General features: G+C 51.9%; 24 protein-coding genes. 14 read left to right on the top strand and 10 right to left on the bottom strand.

Annotated features, from left to right (window positions below; all coding sequences use genetic code 11):
* The first annotated feature begins 121 nt into the window (after nt 1–121).
* The 8 genes from yceD (at nt 122) to fabF (ending at nt 6,477) form a co-directional block, all read left to right on the top strand.
* On the top strand, nt 122–643 hold the full coding sequence (yceD, locus tag HV311_RS15375) for a 23S rRNA accumulation protein YceD (RefSeq protein WP_003036239.1): 522 nt from the start codon (nt 122–124) through the stop codon (nt 641–643).
* 16 nt (nt 644–659) lie between these two features.
* Nucleotides 660–833, top strand: coding sequence for a 50S ribosomal protein L32 (rpmF, locus tag HV311_RS15370; protein WP_003036242.1), 174 nt, complete (start codon nt 660–662; stop codon nt 831–833).
* Between the two features lie 122 nt (nt 834–955).
* Nucleotides 956–2,035, top strand: a complete 1,080-nt coding sequence (gene plsX / locus HV311_RS15365; protein WP_071601761.1) for a phosphate acyltransferase PlsX — start codon at nt 956–958, stop codon at nt 2,033–2,035.
* Between the two features lie 77 nt (nt 2,036–2,112).
* Nucleotides 2,113–3,066, top strand: a complete 954-nt coding sequence (gene fabH, locus HV311_RS15360) for a beta-ketoacyl-ACP synthase III (protein WP_191220141.1) — start codon at nt 2,113–2,115, stop codon at nt 3,064–3,066.
* Nucleotides 3,067–3,081: 15 nt separating this feature from the next.
* On the top strand, nt 3,082–4,011 hold the full coding sequence (gene fabD / locus HV311_RS15355) for an ACP S-malonyltransferase (protein WP_019076478.1): 930 nt from the start codon (nt 3,082–3,084) through the stop codon (nt 4,009–4,011).
* Between the two features lie 12 nt (nt 4,012–4,023).
* Complete coding sequence (gene fabG, locus HV311_RS15350) at nt 4,024–4,758, top strand: 3-oxoacyl-ACP reductase FabG (protein WP_191220140.1); 735 nt, start codon at nt 4,024–4,026, stop codon at nt 4,756–4,758.
* A 155-nt stretch (nt 4,759–4,913) separates the two neighbouring features.
* The gene (acpP, locus tag HV311_RS15345) at nt 4,914–5,150 is read left to right on the top strand and encodes an acyl carrier protein (RefSeq protein ID WP_000103754.1); all 237 of its coding nucleotides are present in this window, start codon (nt 4,914–4,916) and stop codon (nt 5,148–5,150) included.
* 85 nt (nt 5,151–5,235) lie between these two features.
* Nucleotides 5,236–6,477 carry a beta-ketoacyl-ACP synthase II gene (gene fabF / locus HV311_RS15340; RefSeq protein ID WP_016152642.1) on the top strand — a complete coding sequence of 414 codons (1,242 nt, stop codon included), beginning with the start codon at nt 5,236–5,238 and terminating at the stop codon, nt 6,475–6,477.
* 41 nt (nt 6,478–6,518) lie between these two features.
* Here the strand turns inward: fabF and HV311_RS15335 are convergent, their stop codons facing one another.
* The 7 genes from HV311_RS15335 to HV311_RS15305 all read right to left on the bottom strand — a co-directional run bounded on the left by HV311_RS15335 (nt 6,519) and on the right by HV311_RS15305 (nt 13,327).
* Nucleotides 6,519–7,226 (bottom strand): fimbrial biogenesis chaperone, encoded by a 708-nt coding sequence (locus HV311_RS15335; protein ID WP_191220139.1) that lies wholly within the window; start codon nt 7,224–7,226, stop codon nt 6,519–6,521.
* Nucleotides 7,227–7,228: 2 nt separating this feature from the next.
* Entirely contained in the window at nt 7,229–7,753 is a 525-nt protein-coding gene (locus tag HV311_RS15330; RefSeq protein ID WP_181598350.1) for a fimbrial protein, read from the bottom strand.
* A gap of 3 nt (nt 7,754–7,756) precedes the next feature.
* The gene (locus tag HV311_RS15325; protein ID WP_181626235.1) at nt 7,757–8,302 is read right to left on the bottom strand and encodes a fimbrial protein; all 546 of its coding nucleotides are present in this window, start codon (nt 8,300–8,302) and stop codon (nt 7,757–7,759) included.
* A 14-nt stretch (nt 8,303–8,316) separates the two neighbouring features.
* Nucleotides 8,317–9,396, bottom strand: a complete 1,080-nt coding sequence (locus tag HV311_RS15320; protein WP_181626232.1) for a fimbrial protein — start codon at nt 9,394–9,396, stop codon at nt 8,317–8,319.
* A complete protein-coding gene (locus HV311_RS15315) occupies nt 9,396–11,945 on the bottom strand; it encodes a fimbria/pilus outer membrane usher protein (protein WP_181598347.1) in 2,550 nt (849 codons plus the stop codon). The genes HV311_RS15320 and HV311_RS15315 overlap by 1 nt, the downstream gene beginning before the upstream one ends.
* The gene (locus tag HV311_RS15310) at nt 11,942–12,640 is read right to left on the bottom strand and encodes a fimbria/pilus periplasmic chaperone (RefSeq protein ID WP_181598346.1); all 699 of its coding nucleotides are present in this window, start codon (nt 12,638–12,640) and stop codon (nt 11,942–11,944) included. The genes HV311_RS15315 and HV311_RS15310 overlap by 4 nt, the downstream gene beginning before the upstream one ends.
* A gap of 111 nt (nt 12,641–12,751) precedes the next feature.
* Nucleotides 12,752–13,327: a fimbrial protein gene (locus HV311_RS15305; protein WP_181598345.1), complete on the bottom strand. Its 576-nt coding sequence runs from the start codon at nt 13,325–13,327 to the stop codon at nt 12,752–12,754.
* Nucleotides 13,328–13,867: 540 nt separating this feature from the next.
* On the opposite strand from HV311_RS15305, the gene pabC reads away from it, so the two are divergent.
* The 6 genes from pabC to ptsG all read left to right on the top strand — a co-directional run bounded on the left by pabC (nt 13,868) and on the right by ptsG (nt 19,868).
* Nucleotides 13,868–14,677, top strand: coding sequence for an aminodeoxychorismate lyase (gene pabC, locus HV311_RS15300; protein ID WP_191220138.1), 810 nt, complete (start codon nt 13,868–13,870; stop codon nt 14,675–14,677).
* Between the two features lies 1 nt (nt 14,678).
* Nucleotides 14,679–15,701: a cell division protein YceG gene (gene yceG, locus HV311_RS15295; RefSeq protein WP_191220137.1), complete on the top strand. Its 1,023-nt coding sequence runs from the start codon at nt 14,679–14,681 to the stop codon at nt 15,699–15,701.
* Nucleotides 15,691–16,332 carry a dTMP kinase gene (gene tmk, locus HV311_RS15290; RefSeq protein WP_016156195.1) on the top strand — a complete coding sequence of 214 codons (642 nt, stop codon included), beginning with the start codon at nt 15,691–15,693 and terminating at the stop codon, nt 16,330–16,332. The genes yceG and tmk overlap by 11 nt, the downstream gene beginning before the upstream one ends.
* A complete protein-coding gene (holB, locus tag HV311_RS15285) occupies nt 16,329–17,333 on the top strand; it encodes a DNA polymerase III subunit delta' (protein WP_016152653.1) in 1,005 nt (334 codons plus the stop codon). Before tmk ends, holB begins: the two co-directional genes overlap by 4 nt.
* A 10-nt stretch (nt 17,334–17,343) precedes the next feature.
* On the top strand, nt 17,344–18,141 hold the full coding sequence (locus HV311_RS15280; RefSeq protein ID WP_016156196.1) for a metal-dependent hydrolase: 798 nt from the start codon (nt 17,344–17,346) through the stop codon (nt 18,139–18,141).
* A gap of 293 nt (nt 18,142–18,434) precedes the next feature.
* Nucleotides 18,435–19,868, top strand: a complete 1,434-nt coding sequence (ptsG, locus tag HV311_RS15275) for a PTS glucose transporter subunit IIBC (RefSeq protein WP_016152655.1) — start codon at nt 18,435–18,437, stop codon at nt 19,866–19,868.
* A 55-nt stretch (nt 19,869–19,923) separates the two neighbouring features.
* On the opposite strand, the gene HV311_RS15270 is transcribed toward ptsG, so the two are convergent.
* The 3 genes from HV311_RS15270 to shiA form a co-directional block, all read right to left on the bottom strand.
* Nucleotides 19,924–21,702 (bottom strand): aminopeptidase P family protein, encoded by a 1,779-nt coding sequence (locus HV311_RS15270; RefSeq protein WP_191220136.1) that lies wholly within the window; start codon nt 21,700–21,702, stop codon nt 19,924–19,926.
* A gap of 15 nt (nt 21,703–21,717) precedes the next feature.
* Nucleotides 21,718–23,172, bottom strand: coding sequence for an AMP nucleosidase (locus HV311_RS15265; protein WP_016152657.1), 1,455 nt, complete (start codon nt 23,170–23,172; stop codon nt 21,718–21,720).
* A gap of 118 nt (nt 23,173–23,290) precedes the next feature.
* Nucleotides 23,291–24,607, bottom strand: a complete 1,317-nt coding sequence (shiA, locus tag HV311_RS15260; RefSeq protein WP_016156198.1) for a shikimate transporter — start codon at nt 24,605–24,607, stop codon at nt 23,291–23,293.
* Nucleotides 24,608–24,962 lie beyond the last annotated feature (355 nt).

Raw genomic sequence — 24,962 nt, 5'->3', positions numbered from 1 at the left:
GGCTTGTGTTGAGCGATTTTAAGTCGATGACCCGCAATGTGTGCGAATTATTGGCAAAAGGCAACCACAGGCTGCCTTTTTCTTTGACTATATGACGTTACAAAGTTAATATGCGCGCCCTATGCAAAAGGTAAAATTACCCCTGACTCTTGATCCGGTTCGTACGGCTCAGAAACGCCTCGATTATGAAGGTATCTATACTTCTGATCTGGTTGAGCGTGTCGCCGATTCTGTAGTCAGTGTGGACAGTGATGTGGAATGCTCCATGTCGTTCGCTATCGATAACCAGCGCCTTGCCGTTATAACCGGTGATGCAAAGGTGTCGGTTACGCTCGAATGTCAGCGTTGCGGGAAACCGTTCCCACTTCATGTTCACACAACATATTGTTTTAGTCCTGTCCGTTCTGACGAGCAGGCTGAAGCACTCCCGGAAGCGTATGAGCCGATTGAGGTTAACGAATTCGGTGAAATCGATCTGCTTGCAATGGTTGAAGATGAGATTATCCTCTCCTTGCCGGTAGTTCCGGTGCATGATTCTGAACACTGTGAAGTGTCCGAGGCGGACATGGTCTTTGGCGAATTGCCTGATGAAGCGCAAAAACCAAACCCATTTGCCGTATTAGCCAGCTTAAAGCGTAAGTAATTGAGGAGTAAGGTCCATGGCCGTACAACAGAATAAACCAACCCGTTCCAAACGTGGCATGCGTCGTTCTCATGACGCTCTGACCGCAGTCACCAGCCTGTCTGTAGACAAAACTTCTGGTGAACAACACCTGCGTCACCACATCACTGCCGACGGTTTTTACCGTGGCCGTAAGGTAATCGCTAAGTAATCACGCATGACTCAATGACTTTCCTACTACGGTGAGAAAGACAAAGAGCACACGCGTGATGAAGCTTAGTGAGGCTTTCCCCGGGTAACTGGGGAAACACCTAACCGGGCAGCGACGATACCTTGACACGTCTAACCCTGGCGTTAGATGTCATGGGGGGAGATTTTGGCCCTACCGTGACAGTGCCTGCAGCATTGCAGGCACTGAATTCTAATTCGCAACTCACACTTCTTTTAGTCGGGGATCCCGATACAATCACGCCATTACTTGCCAAAGCTGACTTCGAACAACGTTCACGTCTGCAGATTATCCCTGCTCAGTCAGTTATTGCCAGTGATGCCCGGCCCTCGCAAGCTATTCGCGCCAGTCGTGGAAGCTCAATGCGCGTTGCCCTGGAGCTCGTGAAAGAAGGACGAGCGGAAGCCTGTGTGAGCGCCGGTAATACAGGCGCGCTAATGGGACTTGCGAAGTTATTGCTCAAACCCCTTGAGGGGATTGAGCGTCCTGCGCTGGTGACGGTTTTACCCCATCAGCAAAAGGGCAAAACGGTGGTGCTGGATTTGGGCGCCAACGTGGATTGTGATAGCACGATGTTGGTGCAATTTGCCGTCATGGGTTCCGTGCTGGCAGAAGAGGTGGTTGGAATTGCCAATCCCCGTGTTGCGTTGCTCAATATCGGTGAAGAAGAAACCAAGGGTCTCGACAGTATTCGGGATGCTTCTGCAGTGCTAAAAACAATCCCTTCTATCAATTATATCGGCTATCTTGAAGCCAATGAGTTACTGACTGGCAAAACTGATGTGTTGGTCTGTGACGGCTTTACAGGTAATGTCACATTAAAGACGATGGAAGGTGTTGTCAGAATGTTCCTTTCACTGCTGAAGTCTCAGGGTGAGGGCAAAAAACGGTCGTGGTGGCTGCTGTTATTAAAACGTTGGTTACAAAAAAGCCTGACAAGGCGATTTAGTCACCTCAACCCCGACCAGTATAATGGCGCCTGTCTGTTAGGATTGCGCGGCACGGTGATTAAGAGTCATGGTGCGGCCAATCAGCGAGCATTTGAAGTCGCGATTGAACAGGCAGTGCAGGCGGTGCAGCGACAAGTTCCTCAGCGAATTGCCGCTCGCCTGGAATCTGTATACCCAGCTGGATTCGAACTGCTGGACGGTGGCGAAAACGCAAACTCGCGAGCACACAGATAACGGTGCGTTTGTGAATGCTGCCAACGTATCAGCGATTTGCTCGTGGCGGTATATAACCAAAAAGTGACTGAGCGTACATGTATACGAAGATTATTGGTACTGGCAGCTATCTGCCTGAACAAGTGCGTACTAACGCCGATTTGGAAAAAATGGTTGAGACATCTGATGAGTGGATCGTCACTCGCACAGGTATCCGTGAACGCCATATTGCAGCGCCAAATGAAACAGTTGCGACGATGGGCTTTGCCGCCGCAAACCGTGCAATTGAAATGGCGGGCATCGACAAAGAACAAATTGGTCTGATTGTGGTTGCCACCACATCATCCACACACGCATTTCCAAGTGCGGCATGCCAGATCCAAAGTATGCTGGGGATCAAAGGCTGTCCGGCGTTTGACGTTGCAGCCGCTTGTGCCGGTTTCACCTACGCCCTGAGCGTTGCCGACCAGTACGTTAAGTCTGGCGCAGTGAAGCATGCTCTGGTGGTTGGCTCAGATGTCCTCGCTCGTACCTGTGATCCAACCGATCGCGGGACGATCATTATTTTCGGTGATGGCGCAGGTGCGGTTGTACTGAGCGCATCAGAAGAGCCCGGCATTCTTTCTACGCATCTGCACGCTGATGGTCGCTATGGCGAACTGTTGACACTGCCTAATGCCGATCGCGTGAACCCGGAAAACCCGATCCACCTGACGATGGCGGGTAACGAAGTATTTAAAGTCGCGGTGACCGAGCTTGCACACATCGTTGATGAAACGCTGGAAGCAAATAAACTCGATCGTTCTGCACTGGACTGGCTGGTACCGCATCAGGCAAACCTCCGCATTATTAGCGCAACCGCGAAAAAGCTGGGTATGTCGATGGATAATGTTGTCGTGACGCTCGACAGACATGGCAATACCTCCGCGGCTTCCGTACCGTGCGCGCTGGACGAAGCCGTCCGCGACGGGCGTATTAAAGCTGGTCAGTTGATATTGCTTGAAGCCTTTGGGGGTGGATTCACCTGGGGCTCTGCGCTGATTCGTTTCTAGTATAAGGATTTAAACATGACGCAATTTGCATTTGTGTTCCCGGGGCAGGGTTCCCAGACCGTTGGGATGTTGTCTGAAATGGCAGCAAACTACCCAATTGTTGAAGAAACTTTTGCTGAAGCATCAGCTGCGCTGGGCTATGATCTGTGGGCGTTGACTCAGCAGGGACCGGCCGAAGAGCTGAATAAAACCTGGCAGACGCAGCCAGCACTGTTGACTGCCTCTGTTGCGCTTTATCGCGTATGGCAGCAGCAGGGTGGTAAAACACCTGCGCTGATGGCTGGTCACAGCCTGGGCGAATACTCTGCGCTGGTGTGTGCGGGTGTTATCGGTTTTGCCGATGCCGTACGTCTGGTTGAACTGCGTGGCAAATTCATGCAGGAAGCGGTACCGGAAGGCACTGGCGGCATGTCTGCTATTATCGGTCTGGACGACGCTGCTATCGCTAAAGCGTGTGAAGAGTCTGCCGAAGGCCAGGTGGTTTCACCGGTAAACTTTAACTCACCAGGTCAGGTGGTTATTGCCGGGCACAAAGAAGCCGTAGAACGTGCCGGCGCAGCCTGTAAAGCGGCTGGCGCTAAGCGTGCTCTGCCACTGCCGGTCAGCGTTCCTTCTCACTGCGCGCTGATGAAGCCTGCTGCTGAGAAACTGGCTGTTGAACTGCAAAAAATCACTTTTAACGCGCCGACTGTTCCGGTTGTGAACAACGTCGACGTGAAGTGCGAAACAGATGCAGACGCTATTCGCGATGCGCTGGTTCGCCAGCTGTACAGCCCGGTTCAATGGACTAAAACCGTTGAATTCATGGCGTCCCAGGGCGTAGAGCACCTGTATGAAGTTGGTCCGGGCAAAGTTCTGACCGGTTTGACGAAACGTATTGTTGACACCCTGACTGCTTCGGCACTGAATGAGCCGGCGGCATTTTCTGCGGCGCTAGAGCAATAAAAGAGGAAGACCATGAGTTTTGAAGGAAAAGTCGCGCTGGTTACCGGTGCAAGCCGTGGCATTGGCCGCGCAATTGCTGAAATACTCGTTGCCCGTGGCGCGAAAGTTATCGGTACTGCAACCAGCGAAAGCGGTGCGCAGGCCATTAGCGATTACTTAGGTGCAAATGGTAAAGGTCTGATGTTGAATGTGACCGATCCGGCATCTATCGAATCTGTTCTGGGAAATATTCGCGCAGAATTTGGTGAAGTCGATATCCTGGTCAATAATGCCGGGATTACTCGTGATAACCTGTTAATGCGCATGAAAGATGACGAGTGGAACGATATCATCGAAACCAACCTGTCATCTGTTTTCCGTCTGTCAAAAGCGGTAATGCGAGCTATGATGAAAAAGCGTCATGGGCGTATTATCACTATCGGTTCTGTGGTTGGTACCATGGGAAATGCGGGTCAGGCTAACTACGCTGCGGCGAAAGCGGGTCTGATCGGCTTCAGTAAATCACTGGCGCGCGAAGTTGCGTCTCGTGGCATTACTGTAAACGTTGTTGCTCCGGGCTTTATTGAAACGGACATGACGCGTGCGCTGTCTGATGATCAGCGTGCGGGTATTCTGGCGCAGGTTCCTGCGGGTCGCCTTGGCGGCGCTCAGGAAATCGCCAGTGCGGTTGCATTTTTAGCTTCTGACGAAGCAAGTTACATCACAGGTGAGACTTTGCACGTCAACGGCGGGATGTACATGGTTTAACCACGAGATAAAAAAATTTGCGTTATTAGGGTGAATGCCCTCAAAATAACGTAAAATCGTGGTAAGACCTGCCGGGATTTAGTTGCAAATTTTTCAACATTTTATACACTACGAAAACCATCGCGAAAGCGAGTTTTGATAGGAAATTTAAGAGTATGAGCACTATCGAAGAACGCGTTAAGAAAATTATCGGCGAACAGCTGGGCGTTAAGCAGGAAGAAGTAACCAACAATGCTTCCTTCGTTGAAGACCTGGGCGCAGATTCTCTTGACACCGTTGAGCTGGTAATGGCTCTGGAAGAAGAGTTTGATACTGAGATTCCGGACGAAGAAGCTGAGAAAATCACTACCGTTCAGGCTGCCATTGATTACATCAACGGCCACCAGGCGTAAGTGAACATCTCCAGGCGGTCATTCGACCGCCTGAGTTTTATCTTTTTATCCCACTTGAATTATTTTCCCTCCCTGGAGGACAACCGTGTCTAAGCGTCGTGTAGTTGTGACCGGACTGGGCATGTTGTCTCCTGTCGGCAATACCGTAGAGTCTACCTGGAAAGCTCTCCTTGCCGGTCAGAGTGGCATCAGCCTGATCGACCATTTCGATACTAGCGCCTATGCAACGAAATTTGCTGGCTTAGTAAAGGATTTTAACTGTGAAGACATTATCTCGCGCAAAGAACAGCGTAAGATGGATGCTTTCATTCAATATGGAATTGTCGCTGGCGTTCAGGCCATGCAGGATTCTGGTCTCGAAATTACGGAAGAGAACGCTCACCGTATTGGCGCCGCTATCGGCTCTGGTATTGGCGGTCTCGGATTGATCGAAGAAAACCACACCTCTTTGGTGAATGGCGGTCCACGTAAGATCAGCCCGTTCTTCGTTCCGTCAACGATTGTTAACATGGTGGCAGGTCACCTGACCATCATGTACGGCCTGCAAGGGCCAAGCATCTCCATTGCGACCGCCTGTACCTCAGGTGTGCATAACATTGGTCATGCAGCACGTATCATTGCATACGGCGATGCAGACGCGATGGTTGCGGGTGGTGCAGAAAAAGCCAGTACCCCGCTGGGCGTGGGTGGTTTTGGCGCGGCACGTGCGCTGTCTACACGTAATGATAACCCGCAAGCGGCAAGCCGTCCGTGGGATAAAGAACGTGATGGCTTTGTGCTGGGCGACGGCGCAGGCATGGTGGTACTGGAAGAGTACGAGCATGCGAAAGCGCGCGGTGCAAAAATCTATGCTGAAGTCGTTGGTTTTGGCATGAGCAGCGATGCTTACCACATGACGTCACCACCTGAAAACGGTGCGGGCGCTGCGCTGGCAATGGTCAACGCACTACGCGATGCGGCTATCGAAGCGGGTCAGATCGGCTATGTCAACGCGCATGGCACGTCTACTCCTGCTGGCGATAAAGCCGAAACCCAGGCAGTGAAATCTGTCTTTGGCGATGCGGCAAGCCGTGTGATGGTAAGCTCCACTAAATCCATGACCGGACACCTGTTGGGTGCGGCGGGCGCGGTAGAGTCTATTTTCTCTATCCTGGCGCTGCGCGATCAGGCTATTCCGCCAACCATCAACCTGGATAACCCGGATGAAGGTTGTGACCTGGACTTCGTACCTCACGAAGCGCGTCAGGTTAGTGGTCTGGAGTACGCACTGTGTAACTCCTTCGGCTTTGGCGGCACCAACGGCTCTTTGATCTTTAAACGCGTTTAGTTATAAACGATGATGCTGGACATTTTATGTCCGGCATCAGATTAAAGCGACATGTTCATCCTTTGTATTACTTCTCCTCTGTCCCCCAGCTTTTGCCAGGAAATTTCACACTTCCCTTTTTCAGGACACCAGTCATTGGCTCGCTGACTAAACGGCGGCACCATTCCCCCCTGATACATTTTACCATTGATCTGTAATGCCGATAGCGTCACGTACCAGGGTGAATCGTTGCTGACGGTCACACGTTTGTTATGGCGTTGCCACGTTAACGGTTTACGCTTCGACACCGGTGTCGTCGGCATTCCCGTCGGTCGCCAGAGTATTTTTATCTGCTGACTTACGGCGATTTTTACCGGAGACACCAACCCTTCGCTGCTGTCTGTCGGTGGAATGGCTGCCACAGAGAGCCAGAATAAACTTTCCCGATCGCCTGGCAGCGAATCATCCACATAAATGATTTTAATCTGCTGCTCGTCTCCACCATTAACTACTACTAGCGGTGGTGTAGCAATAAACGGTGATTTTTGCGGCTCGGTGGTAGGGCTCAGCTGCCCGGAAGTGCTGAATCCGTTATCACTGACAATTTTGCTTTGTACCAGAAAAGGTTCTTTTTCAGTATTTCGCAGCGCGACGACCAGCGTTTTATCCTCCTGCGGGAAGATAAAACGTGTGCCTCCAACCACCAGGCCGCAGTTCGCGTGATAGGGGAACAGTAGCAGAGTCGTTAGTACCCAGAGCAACTTCTTCATGATTATGGCCATGTCAGTGAAAGCTTAGCGCTGGCGTTCGCTTCACCAGGCTCTAACGGGACGCTAAGTGCGACGTACTGTGCATAAAACTGGAGTGTTTGGGTGTCGGCGTCCGGTATCAGAGAGTAAAGCTGGCCGCCATTTGTGTTGTCATTTAAGTTGATAGGTGTCTTGCTCTTATCCAGAATGCGGATTGCCAGCTGGCTGATAGAGAAGTCGTCCAGCGCCAACAGAGCGCTATCCCTGGATGCCCCGGTGCCGGTAAACGCTATCTGGACTTCTCTCATATCTGGGCCACAGTTTTCAAGCTGGACGGTAAATTCTACGGGGGGGCTAACATCGTTGACGTGATCAAAATTTAGCACCAGATGCGTCCCCATCGGGACGTCTTTGGTTTTGTCTGCCAGTGCGACCTCACAGGTGCTGTCAGTGATCCTGCCGATGAGCTGTAACTGAAATGAGTCCGTTTCAACAGCATAAGAACTGAAAGAGAGGCTTAGCCAAAACAGGCAAAGTGCGTACTTCATTTTTTACTCCTCATAACGCAAAGTCACCCACAAGATAGCGTTCGCCTCTCCAGGCGTAACCTGGTCCTGGGTCGCACGATAGCGAAGTTTCAGGGTAGGCAGCGGTGTATCACCCTTCTGCATAGGGACTTTAACCACATCACTGTTCAGTGCGATGCGCTGATCGCTGTTATCGAGAATTTCAATGGCAACACCGCTGGCGGTTCTGCTGCCATCTTTGGTCGTTATCTGCAATAGCTCCGTATCTGCCGAGTCCCCGGTTCCTCCGAGGATCATGCTGATGGCGTTAGTCGAGTTTGGGTTAAGCTGGCAGTTCTCAAGCGTGATATTCAGGGGGACGGAGGGTGAAACATCTCCGGTATGAGTGAATAATTTTCTTTCATGCTCGCCCAGATTAATCACTCTGTTGTAGTCGCTTGTTTTGACATCGCAGGAGCGCGCCAGAATGTTTCCTGTGAAATAGAGGGCACTACTGCCAGCTTGAGTGTCAGCCTGACAGCATGAGGTAAAGGTCAGCGCAATCAGTAAGTTATAAATAGGTATTCGCATTTAAATATCCCTCCTTATGGCACATACACATCCAGTAACGCTGTGGCTGAATAGCTGCCAGGGGCGGGATCCTCCGACGATACTTTTACTGGCCATGATTTCAGCGTGATTGTTGCTTCGCCGTTGTGCGTATCTAACAGGAAAGGCACGCGTATCGAGGGGTCGCTTGTCAGGAGCTGCGTTTCCGGGCTCTGGGCTGATTGCGCCGAGAGCATGATGCCGATATTGTCGTTAGTGGTTTTAATCGCGCCATAGCCACCTGCGGCGGCAGTGGCTTCCATCCCGAGACTGAGCTGCTCTGTTGCGTGAACATTGTCACAGTGGGCTTTCACGGTGATCACTTTGGGTTCATAGGTGTCGGGTTTTGCCCCCGGTACTTTAAAGTCTCCCGCCCATGCATTACCCAGATCTATCGACAGCGTTGATCCGGCGTTGATAGTACAAGACTGCGGCACGATGATTGAACCCGAGACAATAACTTGTACCATAGGAGAGGGGCCGTAAGAGCCTTTGGTATGTGAACCCCACAGCTCAGCGACAACTGTTGGTGGGATGACGATACGAGACGAGGCGAGTTCTTTTTCTATCCGCACTATAATATATCCCTCACCCCCGCTGCTCCAGTGGGAACCGGGTTTGGAATGATCGTCAGGCGCCAAATTGCTGGCATCATTCAGCGGCACGCGCAGCTCACCATGGCCAACAATATATATGTGTGTTTGGACAGAAAGCGTGTTATCGGTACCTGGGATGTAATAGAAACGGGCATTGCCAGGAGCTTCACTTGTAAGCTGTGGGCCTGGGTTGGCTTTAAACCAGGTTTCGGTTTTTACGCCAGGTTCGTTGTCGCACCAGCCGACGTATGTCCCTCCCTCATCCCAGTCCTTGCGGATTGTTTGTCCAGGGGTGATCTTCGTGACATCGCTGACCGTTGTATTGAGTGAGAAAATATACTGGTGAGCGGTTCCTATTCCCGGTGTTCTGGTATCAGAACCCGCAGCACACCAGCCGGTGTAGGCGAGTACGCTGTGGGAAAAGCCAACGCTCATGATAAGCGCCAGGCAGGGAAGGGTGGCTTTTAAGATTCTCTTCATTACTGACACTCCACCTGTAGTTGTAACAACGGCGTATCGTTGGCTGATAGCTGATAATTTGCCTGGCAGCGCTGGTTGGTGTTTTTACCCCAGCTTGCTTTCAGTATTCCCTGCGCGGCAAGGCCGCTCATAAAGACTTGCCCGTCATCGCCAACAATACTGGTGTTGTCGTTTTCTTCGCCAGTTACCGTGGCACCGAAGGGAATCGGTTTGCCGTTGTGAGTTAGGGTGATCAGCGCGCGCGCGCCCACTTTGGCGTTGAATTCGGCGCGCACGATGGCTCCTTTGGTGGGAACGACATACTGGACGTTGTGGGTGATCTCTACGTCATCGTTGATATCCGAAGCGCGCAGGGCGATACGGTTCTGTCGCCAGGCGGTCGCCCAGGGGATCACCGTATAACCGCGGGAGTCAGTTTTAATTCCCGTGGCATTTTCCAGTGCCACACCCTCCGCCCCTGGCGCTTTGATAAGCACGTTGGTATCGCCGAGTTCCTGGCTTAAGGTGATGCCGTTAGCGTGTACCAGGGCACTGCCCTGAATTCCATAGCTGAGCTGATTGCCGTGAGTGTCGTAGCTATACGCGAGGTTGGTTTGTGCTCTGGCACCACGGTAGCCCAGACTGGCATTACCACCGTAGCTGGTGTTCTGGTTGCTGACGTTCTGTCTGATGTTGTAGTTCAGGTTACTGTCTTTGAGCAGCGTGCCGGAGAGCCCCAGGCTGTTGCTACTGTTACCATTACTGTCCGTATTGTTGCTATAGCTAACCCAGGCGAGGTTGCGGGCGCTGCTGTAATCATCCGAAGCGGGTAAAAATGCACTCAATGGGACAGAGAGGTTAATGAACAGGATACGGTCGTTGCTGCTGCCGCTTATCTTGTTATAGCTGTAGGTTACGCTGTAGGTCAGCTTGTCGAGCGTACCGTTGTAACCGGTCTGGATATTGCGGGTTGACGCACTGGAGTTCCAGTAATCCTGATTATCCGCACTCACGAACACGGATCCCCATTCGGCCAGTGATTGGGAAAGTGTGAACTGAAACTGCGAGCGTTTATTCTGGCCCAGGTTCCAGGTGTTGAGTACGGTGCGGTCGTCGTCTTCATTCCATGATGCTTTATCCCCCGACATTCTGTTCCATGTCGTGTCCTGTAGGGTATAGAAGCCGCGTGTGGAATATCGGTATCCCGCCAACTGAATGTGGGTATTGGTCTGCTCTAGCGTTTTGGAGTAAAGGAAACGATACGATTCACCACTGTGTCTGGAGTCATCGATCAGGGTGCTATCGGCGTGAGTCACGTCCACAGAGATAGCGCCTAAACTTCCCATATTCATACCCAGACCGAGCGCCTGTGAACGATATTTGTCTGACCACTGCATGCCGCCATACAGCGTGGTGTTATAGGGAAGCCCCCAGAATAACTGGGCCTGCGCCACCTCCGGATTATCCTGATGGTTGTCGTTCGACTGGTACTGACCGACCGCAATGTTGTAGTTGACTCTCCCTTCGCGCTGCAGCATTGGAACGGCGGCGTAAGGGACGATAAAGCTGCTTTGGCTGTTATCCGACTCTTTGATAGTTACTTCCAGATCGCCGCTAGATGCCGCCGGATAGAGATCGTTAATCACAAAAGCACCCGGTGGAACATAAGTTTGGTAAATAACATAACCGTTTTGTTTTACGCTGACCTGGGCATTACTTCTGGCCGTACCATGAATGGTCGGTGCAAAGCCCTGCAAGCTGTCTGGATACATGCCATTTTCAGATTCCAGTTGTGCACCGCGTAAGTTAATGCTGTCAAAAAGCTCGCCAGAGGTCCAGGTGTCGCCCAGCATCAGTGTGCTGCGTAGCGCGTTAATACTGCGTGTTAACGTGGTGCTGATATGCTGAAAATTACCGCCAGAGGAGTTGCTGCTGCTGTTTTGGTTGTTCCAGGTGGAGTAGTCGCGCAGGCGCCAGGGGCCTAAATTGAGGCCACTTTGCAGATTGAGGAAGTTATCGTCACCGGACATCCCGCCGCTACCGGTGCTGCCGCTATACTGGTAGTTAAACCGAAGCGCGGTGATACCGTCATCCCACTCCGCAGGGTCAATATAACCACGGGCGTTTTGCTGTATCAAAATCTGTGGCACGGTGATTTTGAGCACCTGGCGGCGAGTGTCGTAATTCACTGTCGTACCATCGATTTGATGAGTGATAACCTGGCATGAGCCCTCTGCGACCGGTTTTTTCCCGGGGGGAGGTTTGATACCTAACATTTTAAATTCAGCGTCGCTAAAGCAGGGCTCTAACGTGCCGTTGTTAAGCTCAAACGCGATATCCTGGGTGCCGGTATGCTCATTATTAAGCCACAACTCAACGTGGTATTTTCCAGGGGGTTGCGTTGCGCCTTGTTCAAAAAGGTCGAGCGCCGCGACGGCAGAGGGGTCGTTAGATAAAAATGCCGGATCAAAATGGAGTTTATCCGCCCCTGCGCTATCGCTTGCGCAGAGCAAAGCGATAGCAGAGAGATGGCAACCGCATAAAAAGGCGGCATTACGATGAATTTTCATTTCATCGCCCTTGTGATAACAGGCGTATAGGAACCGTAATCATTCACAGTCTGGAAAGAAACTGCCCCTTTTGCCCCGACGGGGAGTGGCAGATAGGTCTCTTTAAACGGTTCAATGGTATTACTGGGCAGTTTTGCGGCGCCGACCTGAACATTGACCAGGCTAAGGTAATACGGTGTCGGATTATTGATGATTAGGTCAGCGTTGTCGCGGCGGAACTGCAACATCCCCGGCGCATCGCTAAACTTCACTGACAGATCATGTGGACGAACTAGCAGACGAATACGGTTCTGAATGGCAATTTTCAGTGAGTTTCCCTGTTTTTCGCTTTCAGAGGAGGGAATCGCTTTTACATTAATCCAGTAAAGCGTTTCGCGATCGTCCGGGAGTTTTTTCCCGGTATAAATGATGCGTAAACTGTTTTCATCTTGCGGATTCATAACAAATAAAGGCGGTGTGATAATAAAATCATTAACTTTATTTCTGGAAAAGTCTTCAATAAAGGATTGCACCAGGAAGTGTTGTTTGGGGCTGGTATTACGCACTCCGAGCATTGTTTGTTTTTCACCCGACGCGATGACAATTCGTGAACTATTTAACCCAATGCCGCCGACGAGTGATGTATCCGCTGAACTGGCATTTGGGAGAGAGAACAAAATAAATAGGAAAATGAGAAGGCGATGTAAAATAAGCATAGTCCTGTGCCTTAATATATGTAATCCGTTACTTAACAGTTGAGGGTGATGAAATAAATCCCCCTTCGCAACAAGTGGCCCTCTGATGCTCTGTCATGAAGGGGGGGGGAGTTAGTTAAACGTTACGTCGAAAGTCGCGGTAGCTAATACATCTCCGATACTTACCGTTGATTCCGTTGCAATATAGTCGGCTTTAAAGGTTTGCTCGCCAGTTGCTGCTCCCACTGGAATAATGAGCGGGGTTGTAGTGCTTTCGTTAATTTTAACGGGAGTTGTGCCATCGTTTTCGAAGAGCGCCACGCCGACGCCAGTTGCTGCATCGCTGGCCGCGATATTTTTCAGCACCTCGCTATTACTGGTATCAGTCTCGCCTTTAAATTTAAAGGTTACATCTTGCGCCTGACTGGTATCACACTGCTCCAGATGAATCGTAAACTCAGCCGGTTGGCTGCCGACCTGTCCTACAGAGGCAATTGAAGCGCCAGAGCCATAGAACTGGTTTTTTGCAACGTCATTCAGTGTAACGTTTTTGCTATTATCGCTCTGTGCTACTACGCAAGGTGGAGAGACAACTTTACCATTAAAATTAATGGTTCCGGCATTTACTTCAGTAACCGAAGCATTTGCTAGTGACGCAGAACCAATTAAAGCGATACCTAATAAACTATTTAAATGTTTCATTTCCATTTGACTAATCCTTATCGAGTGGAGTAATAGGTTCGGTTTTGAGCATAACAATACATGGCTTACATATAGGCATGGTAGGTGCTAATGATAATATTATATATCGTGCTGCTTCGGTAATACTATAGTGACTTGTTTTTTTGTTTTCAATTTGTTTTTTTCTTTCTGAATGTTAATGACTTGGATTGTATTTGTCGTGATTATATCTTGTTGTTTGATTATTAGTTGTTTGGATTAATTTTAATTATTAATTGGTTCTGCAAATGTGATTTGGAATGCCTTGTTTTCATTCAAATAAAAAGCGGGGATCTGGGGTGTTTGATTTAAATAGAGAGTCGTTTTGCTTTATGATTTTCAGCGAGACAGGGAGAAATATAAAGGGGATTTTTTAATGTTCATAATTTTTGTGAATGTATATTTATGGTTCTTGCATGCCAAAATCAGTCTTTCCTATTAGGTCAGTCACGGTGCGCAATGGACCAGGCGATGCTTGCATAAAATGGTCATGAAAGGCACTCTTGACGAAGAGAACGAGGAGAAAGCATGTTTGTAATTAACGGCCAGCCTGCTGAAAATCTTGCTGTAACTGATAGGAGCATTCAGTTTGGTGACGGGTGCTTCACCACGGCTCGCGTGGTGAACGGGCGTGTTCAGTTGCTGGAAATGCATCTGCAAAGGCTGCAGAAAACGTGCGACGTACTGATGATCCCTTTTACGGCATGGTCTGATTTGCGCCAGGAGATGCAGACGATTGCCAGGGCTGATAATACCGGAGTGGTCAAGGTCATCCTAACCCGCGGAGCCGGATCACGGGGCTACGGCCTGGCGGGATGCCATACCCCTACGCGAATTGTTAGCGGAACCCCTGCTCCGACGCATTATGCCACCTGGCGTCAGCACGGAATAACTCTGTCGCAAAGCTCCGTGCGATTAGGACGAAATCCGTTACTTGCTGGCCTGAAACACCTTAATCGACTGGAGCAGGTGCTGATCCGCGCTCATCTTGAGCAGACAAACGCCGATGAGGCGCTGGTCCTTGACAGCGAAGGGTGGCTTACGGAATGCTGTGCCGCGAATTTATTCTGGCGCCGGGGAATGGATGTGTTTACCCCGTGTCTTGATCAGGCGGGCGTTAACGGTATTATGCGCCAGCACATTATCAGGCAGCTCGCCACTTCGCCATATCGGGTGGCGGAAGTTGCCGCTCGCCTTGAGACGCTGGTCGATGCGGACGAAGTTTTTATCTGCAATGCACTGATGCCGATTGTTCCGGTGCAAAAATTTGAGGGCCAACGCTGGCCGTCGCGCGAACTTTACCAATATTTAGCCCCACTGTGTGAGTTGTCTGATTAGCATGAAGAAATTGTTAGGCGTTTTATTATTGTTGCTGGTAGTGATGGGTATCGCTGCCGGGTTCGGCGCGTGGAAAGTTCGCCAACTGGCGAACAGTACGCTACTCATCAAAGAAGAGGCTATTTTTTCCCTGAAGGCAGGCACCGGGCGTCTGGTGCTGGGCGAGCAACTTTATCGCGAAAAAATCATCAATCGTCCGCGTGTGTTCCAGTGGCTGCTGCGTGTGGAACCCGAACTGTCGCATTTTAAAGCCGGAACCTACCGTTTTACGCCCGACATGACAGTACGGGATATGTTGCAACTGCTGGAAAGCGGTAAAGAGGCGCAGTTCCCGTTACGTCTGGTTGAAGGGATGCGTCTGAGCGACTACCTCAAGCAGCTGCGCGACGCCCCGTACATCAAACATACGCTGAGCGATGATAATTACGAGACCGTTGCTCAGGCGCTGAAGCTGGAGAACCCGCAATGGGTAGAAGGCTGGTTCTGGCCAGATACCTGGATGTATACCGCCAATACAACCGACGTGGCGTTGCTAAAACGCGCGCATCAGAAAATGGTTAAAGCGGTAGACTCGGTCTGGGAAGGGCGCGCTGAAGGCCTGCCTTATCAGGACAAAAATCAGCTGGTAACCATGGCCTCTATTATCGAAAAAGAGACTGCGGTTGCCAGCGAGCGTGACCAGGTGGCTTCCGTCTTTATTAACCGCTTACGGATTGGCATGCGTTTACAGACCGATCCGACGGTGATTTACGGGATGGGGTCACGGTATAATGGCAAGTTGTCGCGTGTGGATTTAGATACCCCGACCGCCTATAACACCTATACCATTACGGGCTTGCCGCCTGGCCCGATTGCCATGCCGGGAGAGGCCTCATTGCAGGCCGCGGCGCATCCGGCAAAAACGCCGTACATCTATTTCGTGGCTGACGGTAAAGGCGGTCACACGTTTAACACCAATCTTGCCAGCCACAACCGGTCCGTGCAGGATTACCTGAAAGTGCTTAAGGAAAAAAATGGGCAGTAACTATATCGTCATCGAGGGCCTGGAAGGCGCCGGAAAAACCACTGCGCGTAACGTGGTGGTAGAGACACTTGAGCAACTCGGTATTCGTGACATGGTTTTTACCCGAGAACCGGGGGGAACTCAGCTCGCTGAGAAACTAAGAAGTCTGGTGCTGGACATTAAGTCGGTGGGTGACGAGGTCATCACTGACAAAGCTGAAGTTCTGATGTTTTACGCCGCGCGCGTACAGCTGGTCGAAACCGTTATTAAACCTGCGCTGGCAAAAGGCGCATGGGTAATTGGCGACCGTCACGATTTGTCGACCCAGGCGTATCAGGGGGGCGGACGCGGCATCGATCAAAACATGCTGGCAACCCTGCGCGATGCGGTGCTCGGTGATTTTCGCCCGGACCTGACGCTCTATCTGGACGTGACTCCAGAAGTCGGATTGAAGCGTGCCCGTGCGCGCGGCGAGCTGGATCGTATTGAGCAGGAATCTTTCGATTTCTTTAATCGCACCCGCGCGCGCTATCTTGAACTGGCTGCCAAAGATGCCAGCATTCGTACCATCGACGCTACGCAGCCGCTGGAAGCTGTGATGGCTGATATCCGCAATACCATCACCCAGTGGGTGCAGGAGCAGGGCGCATGAAATGGTACCCATGGTTACGGCCAGATTTTGAAAAACTGGTAGCCAGCTACCAGGCGGGTCGTGGTCACCATGCGTTACTGATTCAGGCATTACCCGGAATGGGTGACGACGCGCTGATTTACGCGCTCAGTCGCTATTTAATGTGCCAGCAGCCGGAAGGGCATAAAAGCTGCGGACACTGCCGGGGCTGTCAGCTGATGCAGGCGGGGACGCATCCTGATTACTATTCGCTGCTGCCGGAAAAAGGCAAAAGTACGCTGGGGGTTGATGCGGTACGTGAAGTGAGTGAAAAGCTGTACGAGCATTCACGCCTTGGCGGTGCGAAAGTGGTGTGGATCCCTGATGCCGCCCAGTTAACTGATGCCGCTGCCAATGCCCTGCTAAAAACGCTGGAAGAACCGCCGGCACAAACCTGGTTTTTCCTCGCCAGCACAGAGCCTGCGCGATTGCTGGCGACATTGCGCAGCCGCTGCCGGTTACACCATCTTGCGCCGCCGGCTGAGTCGTACGCTATCTCCTGGCTCGCCCGCGAAGTGACCGCATCTCCAGAAGCGCTGTTGAGCGCATTACGCCTGAGCGCGGGTTCGCCTGGTGCGGCACTCTCGTTGTTACAGGCTGAAAGCTGGGCGCATCGCACAGATTTTTGTGCGGCACTGGCAAACACATTAAACGCAGGTGACTGGTATATCCTGCTCGCGGCGTTAAACCACGATCAGGCCGCCGCCCGTTTACACTGGCTGGCAACGTTGTTGACGGATGCCTTGAAGCGTCCGTATGGGGTTTCCCATTTAACCAATCCTGATGCGCTGGACCTGATATCTTCTATCGCAGAACGGTTATCCGTCGCCCGGATACAGGCAATACTCGGTGACGTTTGTCATTGCCGTCAGCAGTTGCTGAACGTAACAGGCGTAAACCGTGAACTGGTGTTAACCGATCTTATCCTGCGTATTGAGCATTACCTGCAACCAGGCACCGTACTGCCTGTTCCCCATCTTTGAGAGAGACATTATGTTTTTAGTCGACTCACACTGCCATCTTGATGGCCTGGATTATCAATCTCTGCATAAGGACGTGGATGACGTGCTGGCGAAAGCGGCCGCACGCGATGTGAAATTCTGTCTTGCCGTCGCGACCACTCTGCCAGGATACCGCAGTATGCGCGAACTGGTCGGTGAACGTGACAATGTGGTGTTCTCCTGCGGCGTGCATCCGTTAAATCAGGATGAAGCCTATGATGTTGAAGACCTGCGCCGTTTTGCCGCCGAAGAGGGCGTTGTGGCGATGGGGGAAACCGGGCTGGACTATTTCTATACGCCGGAAACAAAGGTGCGCCAGCAGGAATCTTTTATCCATCATATTCAGATTGGCCGTGAGTTACAAAAGCCAGTTATCGTGCATACCCGCGATGCGCGAGCCGATACGCTGTCTATTCTGCGCGAAGAAAAAGTGACGGATTGTGGTGGCGTACTACACTGTTTTACAGAAGACAGAGAAACGGCGGGCAAATTGCTGGACCTCGGATTTTATATCTCGTTTTCCGGCATCGTCACGTTCCGTAACGCAGATCAGCTCCGTGATGCCGCCCGCTATGTTCCTCTGGATAGGTTGCTGGTTGAGACGGATTCTCCCTACCTTGCGCCTGTACCGCATCGTGGAAAAGAGAACCAGCCTGCCATGACCCGTGACGTTGCGGAGTATATGGCCGTAGTGAAAGGTGTTGCCGTTGAAGAACTGGCGCAGGCAACCACTGATAACTTTGCCCGCCTGTTTCACATCGACGCTTCTCGCCTGCAATCCGTTCGTTAACTGACTTTTTTTAAAGCTCGTAATTAATAAGCAAAGCGAGTAAAGTTCACCGCCTCAAAATGGGCGGTGAATAACCGGTTTGACACATTCAGATACGCATTTTATCGGAATGTGCGGATTTTACGGCCATCCACGACTGAATTGTGATAGCCGTCAAACAAAAACAAACTGAATTATTTTACTCTGTGTAATAAATAAAGGGTACTTAGATGCCCTGTACACGGCGAGGTTCTCCCCCCTCGCTAATGCGTGAGAACGTAGAAAAGCACAAATACTCAGGAGCACTCTCAATTATGTTTAAGAATGCATTTGCTAACCTGCAAAAGGTCGGTAAATCGCTGATGCTGCCGGTATCCGTACTCCCGATTGCAGGTATCCTGCTGGGTGTCGGTTCCGCTAACTTCAGCTGGCTGCCAGCCGTTGTATCGCACGTAATGGCAGAAGCAGGCGGTTCTGTTTTTGCAAACATGCCGCTGATTTTTGCCATCGGTGTCGCGTTAGGCTTCACCAATAACGACGGCGTATCTGCACTGGCATCCGTTGTTGCCTACGGCATTATGGTTAAGACCATGGCTGTTGTTGCGCCGCTGGTTCTGCATTTACCTGCTGAAGAGATCGCAGCTAAACACCTTGCTGATACGGGTGTTCTCGGGGGGATTATCTCCGGTGCGATTGCAGCGTATATGTTCAACCGTTTCTACCGTATCAAATTGCCTGAGTATCTTGGCTTCTTTGCGGGTAAGCGCTTCGTTCCTATCATTTCTGGTCTGGCCGCTATCTTCACCGGTGTGGTTCTGTCCTTCATTTGGCCGCCGATCGGGACTGCTATTCAGACGTTTTCCCAGTGGGCTGCATACCAGAACCCGGTCGTAGCGTTCGGTATCTATGGCTTCATTGAACGCTGCCTGGTGCCGTTTGGTCTGCACCATATCTGGAACGTTCCATTCCAGATGCAGATCGGTGAATACACCAACGCTGCGGGCCAGGTATTCCACGGCGATATCCCTCGCTATATGGCGGGTGACCCGACTGCGGGCAAACTGTCTGGTGGCTTCCTGTTCAAAATGTACGGTCTGCCGGCTGCCGCTATCGCTATCTGGCACTCTGCTAAACCAGAAAACCGCGCGAAAGTGGGCGGTATCATGATCTCCGCGGCGCTGACCTCGTTCCTGACCGGTATTACCGAACCGATCGAGTTCTCGTTCATGTTCGTGGCACCGATCCTGTACATCATCCACGCAATTCTGGCTGGTCTGGCATTCCCGATCTGTATCCTGCTGGGTATGCGTGACGGTACGTCGTTCTCCCACGGTTTGATCGACTTTATCGTTCTGTCCGGTAACAGCAGCAAACTGTGGCTGTTCCCGATTGTCGGTATCGGTTATGCGATTGTTTACTACACCATCTTCCGTGTGCTGATCAAAGCGCTGGACCTGAAAACTCCGGGTCGTGAAGATGCTACCGAAGACACCAAAGCGGGTGCGTCCGGCGAAATGGCTCCGGCCCTGGTTGCGGCATTCGGCGGTAAAGAAAACATCACTAACCTCGATGCGTGCATCACTCGTCTGCGTGTCAGCGTCGCTGACGTTGCCAAAGTGGATCAGGCTGGCCTGAAGAAACTGGGTGCGGCGGGCGTTGTAGTGGCGGGTTCCGGTGTTCAGGCTATCTTCGGTACTAAGTCCGATAACCTGAAAACTGAAATGGATGAGTACATCCGTCACAGCTAAGCAGTAAAAAGTTGGGGAGAATTAAGGCAGCCTGCGGGCTGCCTTTTTTAATGCATTAATTGGCCTGAACGCGAATCGGCGCAGTGGCGGCGAACAACCACGGACGAGCCTCTGCGTTCACGCGTGGGGATAACGTCTCTCTGACCTGCTGGTGGTAATCATCAATCCACTGCTTTTCAGCCTCACTTAGCAGATGCAGTTCAACCAGACTTAAATCAATTGGCACCAGCGTCAGCGTTGAGAAGCGACAGAAGCCAGGACGACTGTTGATAATCTCCACCTGATTCTCAATACGGATCCCATATTCTCCGGCCAGATAATAACCCGGCTCGATGGTAATGATATTGCCCGCAACCAGAGGCCAGGGGTTTACTTTTTTGGCAATGCGATGGGGCTGTTCATGGATCAGGAGCTGATGGCCTACGCCGTGTCCCGTACCGTGATCAAAATCCAGACCCAGATCCCACAGCGCCCGACGGCTAAAGGCATCCAGTTGATGACCCTGAGTGCCGCTGGGAAATTGCAGCGAGATAAGCGACAAAAAGCCTTTCAACACAGCGGTGTAATGCAGACGACGCTGCGGATCCTGTGGACCAAACGCGAGGGTGCGCGTTGTATCCGTCGTACCATTATGGTACTGGCCGCCGGAATCATTCAGATACATGGCCTGAGAGGTAATGGGCGTATTGGTTTTTTCGCTGGAATGGTAATGGCACATTGCGGCATTGCTGGCTGAGGCCGAAATCGTGTTGAAGCTTTGCTCGATAAATCCCGGCTGCTGCTGGCGAAATTCCAGTTGCCTGGCCTGCGCTTCCAGCTCAGTGACCGGATTGCCTGCCGCTTCGCGCAAGGGAACTTCATGCGTAAGCCATGCCAGAAAGTTAACCCAGGCCGCGCCATCTTGTTCATGGCATTCCCGATAACCCGCCAGTTCAACGTCATTCTTGTGCGCTTTCATCAAGGTGATGGGATCGGGTGCCCATAAGACTTCGCCACCGTGTTCTATAATGGCAAAACGCAGCGCGACCGGGGCGTAGTCTTTATCGACCAAAAAGCGTTTCCCTTTGGCCAACTGCTGGCAGCGGGCAAGAAAACTCTCTTGTGGGGCCAGCGTGAGCGTATTCAGCAGTGCAGCAGGGAGCTGCTGGGTTTTGTTGCTATCCACAAACCATTCCAGCTCGCCGCTGCGATGGAGCAGGGCGAACGAAAACGGCACTGGCACCATTGGCAGATCGGAACCGCGCACATTCAGCAGCCAGGCAATGTTATCCGGCAGCGTGATCGCCAGAACGTCGGCCTGTTGTTGCGTGAGCAGATCCACGACGCGGGCACGTTTTTGTGTGCTGCTTTCCCCGCTGATTTCAATGGGCATTTCATGAATGATGCCGCAGGGTGCTGCCGGGCGGTCAAGCCATACCTGGTCGAAAGGATCTTGCTCAAGAGGCACCAGCTCGCAATGGGTCGCCGACAGTGCTTCAAACTGGCTGTTGACCATCAGCAACGGTTCAAAACCGATACGCGCGCCCGCAGCAACGTGAGACTGCAAATAGTCGGCCAGCTGTTCGTCATGTAAATGGTGAATTTCAAAATCATCCAGCGAGACTTCATTGCGCACCTGGACCTGATAGCGTCCATCGACAAATATTAATGCGCGGTCGCGTAGGACCAACGCGAGACCAGCGGAGCCGCTAAAACCGGTCAGCCAGGCCAGCTTATTGTCATGCGGTGTACAATCTTCGCTTTGGTGAGCGTCGGCGCGCGGAACAATCATGCCATCCAGCCCTTGCGCTAACAGCAGGTTGCGCAGAGCGGAAAGAGGAGTTGAGTTGTGCATAGTTACCTTCAGGCCTTAACGGAACGGCGGTTCGTTGAACGTACGTAATTTACGGGAGTGCAGTCGATCGCCTTCAGCACGCAGACGATCGATTGCCCGGATACCTATTTGCAGGTGCTCGGAAATGGCACCTTCATAAAAACGGTTGGCCTGACCAGGCAGTTTGATCTCGCCGTGCAGCGGTTTATCGGAAACGCACAGCAGCGTGCCGTAAGGGACGCGGAAGCGGTAGCCCTGGGCGGCGATAGTGGCGCTTTCCATATCAATAGCCACCGCGCGACTGAGGTTAAAACGCAGCGCAGAAGCGGAATAGCGTAACTCCCAGTTGCGATCGTCGGTGGTGACGACGGTACCGGTACGCAGGCGCTGTTTAACTTCTTCGCCGGGCATGCCGCTGACTTCTTTGGTGGCGTCATACAGTGCGCGTTGTACTTCCGCAATGCTCGGAATCGGAATATCCGGTGGTAGCACGGCATCCAGCACATGGTCGTCACGCAGATAAGCGTGGGCCAGAACATAGTCGCCAATCGCCTGGCTTTCACGCAGGCCGCCACAGTGTCCAATCATCAGCCAGACGTCAGGGCGCAGTACGGCCAGATGATCACAAATGGTTTTAGCGTTAGACGGGCCAACGCCGATATTGACCAGCGTGATCCCCTGACCGTCGGCGGTGATTAGATGCCAGGCGGGCATCTGATGTTTCTTCCAGGCGAGATCGGAGATGGCCTCTTCCGGAGCTTCCGTTTCAGCGGTGATCCAGATCCCGCCTGCGCATGACAGCGCGATATAGGGGCTGTTCGGATCGAGGATCTGGCTGCAGCCCCAGCGCACGAACTCATCGACATAGCGGGTGTAGTTGGTGAACAGCACAAATGGCTGGAAATGTTCAACCGGCGTTCCCGTGTAGTGACGCAGTCGTGCGAGCGAAAAATCTACTCGTCGGGCGTCGAAGTGCGACAGCGGGGAGAATTCCGCCGGATGATAGGTACCGTCGGCTGTTTCGTCGCCGATCTGTGACAACTCGGTTGTGGGGAAATGGCGCGTTAACCCGGCGCTCATCGAGCGGTCGAGCGTCAGTTCAGAACCGTCGATCACATAGGGATAAGGGATTTCATGCTGCGACGGTTCGACGGAGATATGCGCATCATAATCCTGATACAGCAGCGTGAGTTGTTCTTCAAGATAGGGACGAAAAAGCGACGGACGGGTGATCGTAGTGGTATAGCTGCCCGCATGGGTAAAACGGCCATAGGCGCGGGTTTTCGGGGGATTGGTGGCGCTGCCATCCCAGGTGACACAAAGCGATGGGTAAACAAAAAGACCATTATGGCGGGCGATTATGTCAGGGAGCGTCCCTGTTTCAATGTACTTACCAATGGCGCTACGCAGTGCTTTAACCGACTGCTCGTACAGCGCGTCCAGTTTATCCAGTGCCTGAGTTGGGGTCAGGCTGGAGCCCTTATTGTTCATGTCTGTCTCCTTGTTCCACAGATGTACTGCTCTCCCGATAGTATGTCACAGGAATATGAAACAAAAGTCAGACGTTGAGGAAGATTGTGCGAAGGCCGAATGACCTTCGCATCAGGGCTTAACTGTGCTGCTTATCCCGCATCAGCAATGCAGTGGCGGCGGAAATAAGACACCCGGCCATCAGATAAATGGCCACGCTGTGCCAGTCTCCTCCAGAGAATGTCACCAGTGCCGCAGCAATGAAGGGGGTAAAACCACCGCCAACCACACTTGCCACCTGATAGCCAACGCCTGCGCCGCTGTAGCGATAACTTGCGCCAAACAAACCGGTAAACATAGGCTGTTGTACGCAGACCACCATATCGTGCGCAATATTGGCCAACATAATCGCGAAGAACACGATCCAGAAAATAGACTGTGCTTCCAGCGCCATAAAGAACGGGAAGGCGCTCAGCGTACCGACCAGTGCACCGGTAATGTACACGCGCCGTCGACCAAAGCGGTCGGCAAGCCAGGCAAAGCAGGGGATGGTGAGACAACTCAGTCCTCCCACTAACAAACCGATATTCAGAAACAGCTCGCGGGGTAGGCCCAGGTTCTGTGTAGAGTAATTAAGGGCAAACGCGGTGACGATATACATCGTCAGCAGTTCACATAAGCGCAAGCCGATAATTTTTAAGAATGCGCCCGGATGGCGGATTAACGCCTCGACCACCGGTAACCGCTTTTTCTCTGGTTGCGCTGCCTGTTGCTGCTGTTCGAATTCGGCTGATTCATCCATTCTGTTGCGCATCCACAACGCGCCCAAAACCAGTACGATGCTGAACAGGAACGGAATACGCCAGCCCCAGCTCAGGAACTGCTCATCGGTAGTTTGCGAGCTAATCAGTGAGACCAGACCGGTAGAAAGCAGCAGTCCGACGCCGTAACCGACCTGAACGCCACTGCTGTAGAAGGCTTTTTTATTTTTCGGCGCGCTTTCGACCGAGAGCAACGCCGCGCCGCCCCATTCACCACCAACGGCGAATCCCTGAATGGCGCGCAGCGTCACCAGCAGCACAGGGGCCCACCAGCCAATAGTGTCAAAAGAAGGAATAATCCCTATCAGCGCAGTGGCAATCCCCATCATCCAGACGGTGAGCATCAGCATGCGTTTACGGCCAAGGCGATCGCCAAAGTGGCCGAAGATAACCCCGCCTAACGGACGGAACAAAAATCCGACGCCAAAGGTGGCAAATGCGGCAAGTGTTCCCATTGCCGGGCTAACCTGCGGGAAGAACTCGCGATTAAAGACCAGTGCGGCGGTGATGCCATAAAGCAGAAAATCATACCAGTCGACCACGGCGCCAGCGAAGCTACCAAGCGCAGCGCGTCGGGCACGATGAAGCGAAGAGACGTCCTCTTGGGGACCCGCGGAGGTGAGAGTGGAATCCATAGTTATCCTGTCTGTACTGTCTTTTAGTTATTAGTATTTGAATTGGGCTACACACATTGCAGTCGATATATTAATGACCGTTATGAGATTACCGCGACAGACGGGAAGAGAAAACGATTATCTCCCTCACCAGAGGGTTACATGAAAAATAAGACGAATGAAAAACAGAAAAGCAAAAAGCCCGCTTAAAAGCGGGCTTCTCTAAATTTGGCTCCTCTGACTGGGATCGCCTTTGCCATTAACTGGCTGATTGGTAAGCTAAACCTAAAATTTTGGGTTGTCAAGACCACCAAAATGACCACCAATTTAGTTGAAGTGGAAACGGCTAGGTGTTGGCGTTATAGGTCCAACTAAT

Origin of the sequence: Citrobacter sp. RHBSTW-00881, from assembly GCF_013728515.1 — a bacterium.
In the GTDB taxonomy this organism is placed as follows: Bacteria; Pseudomonadota; Gammaproteobacteria; order Enterobacterales; family Enterobacteriaceae; genus Citrobacter; species Citrobacter braakii.
The sequence above is the reverse complement of the archived record's forward strand: the minus strand, read 5'-3'. Positions and strand labels throughout refer to the sequence as shown.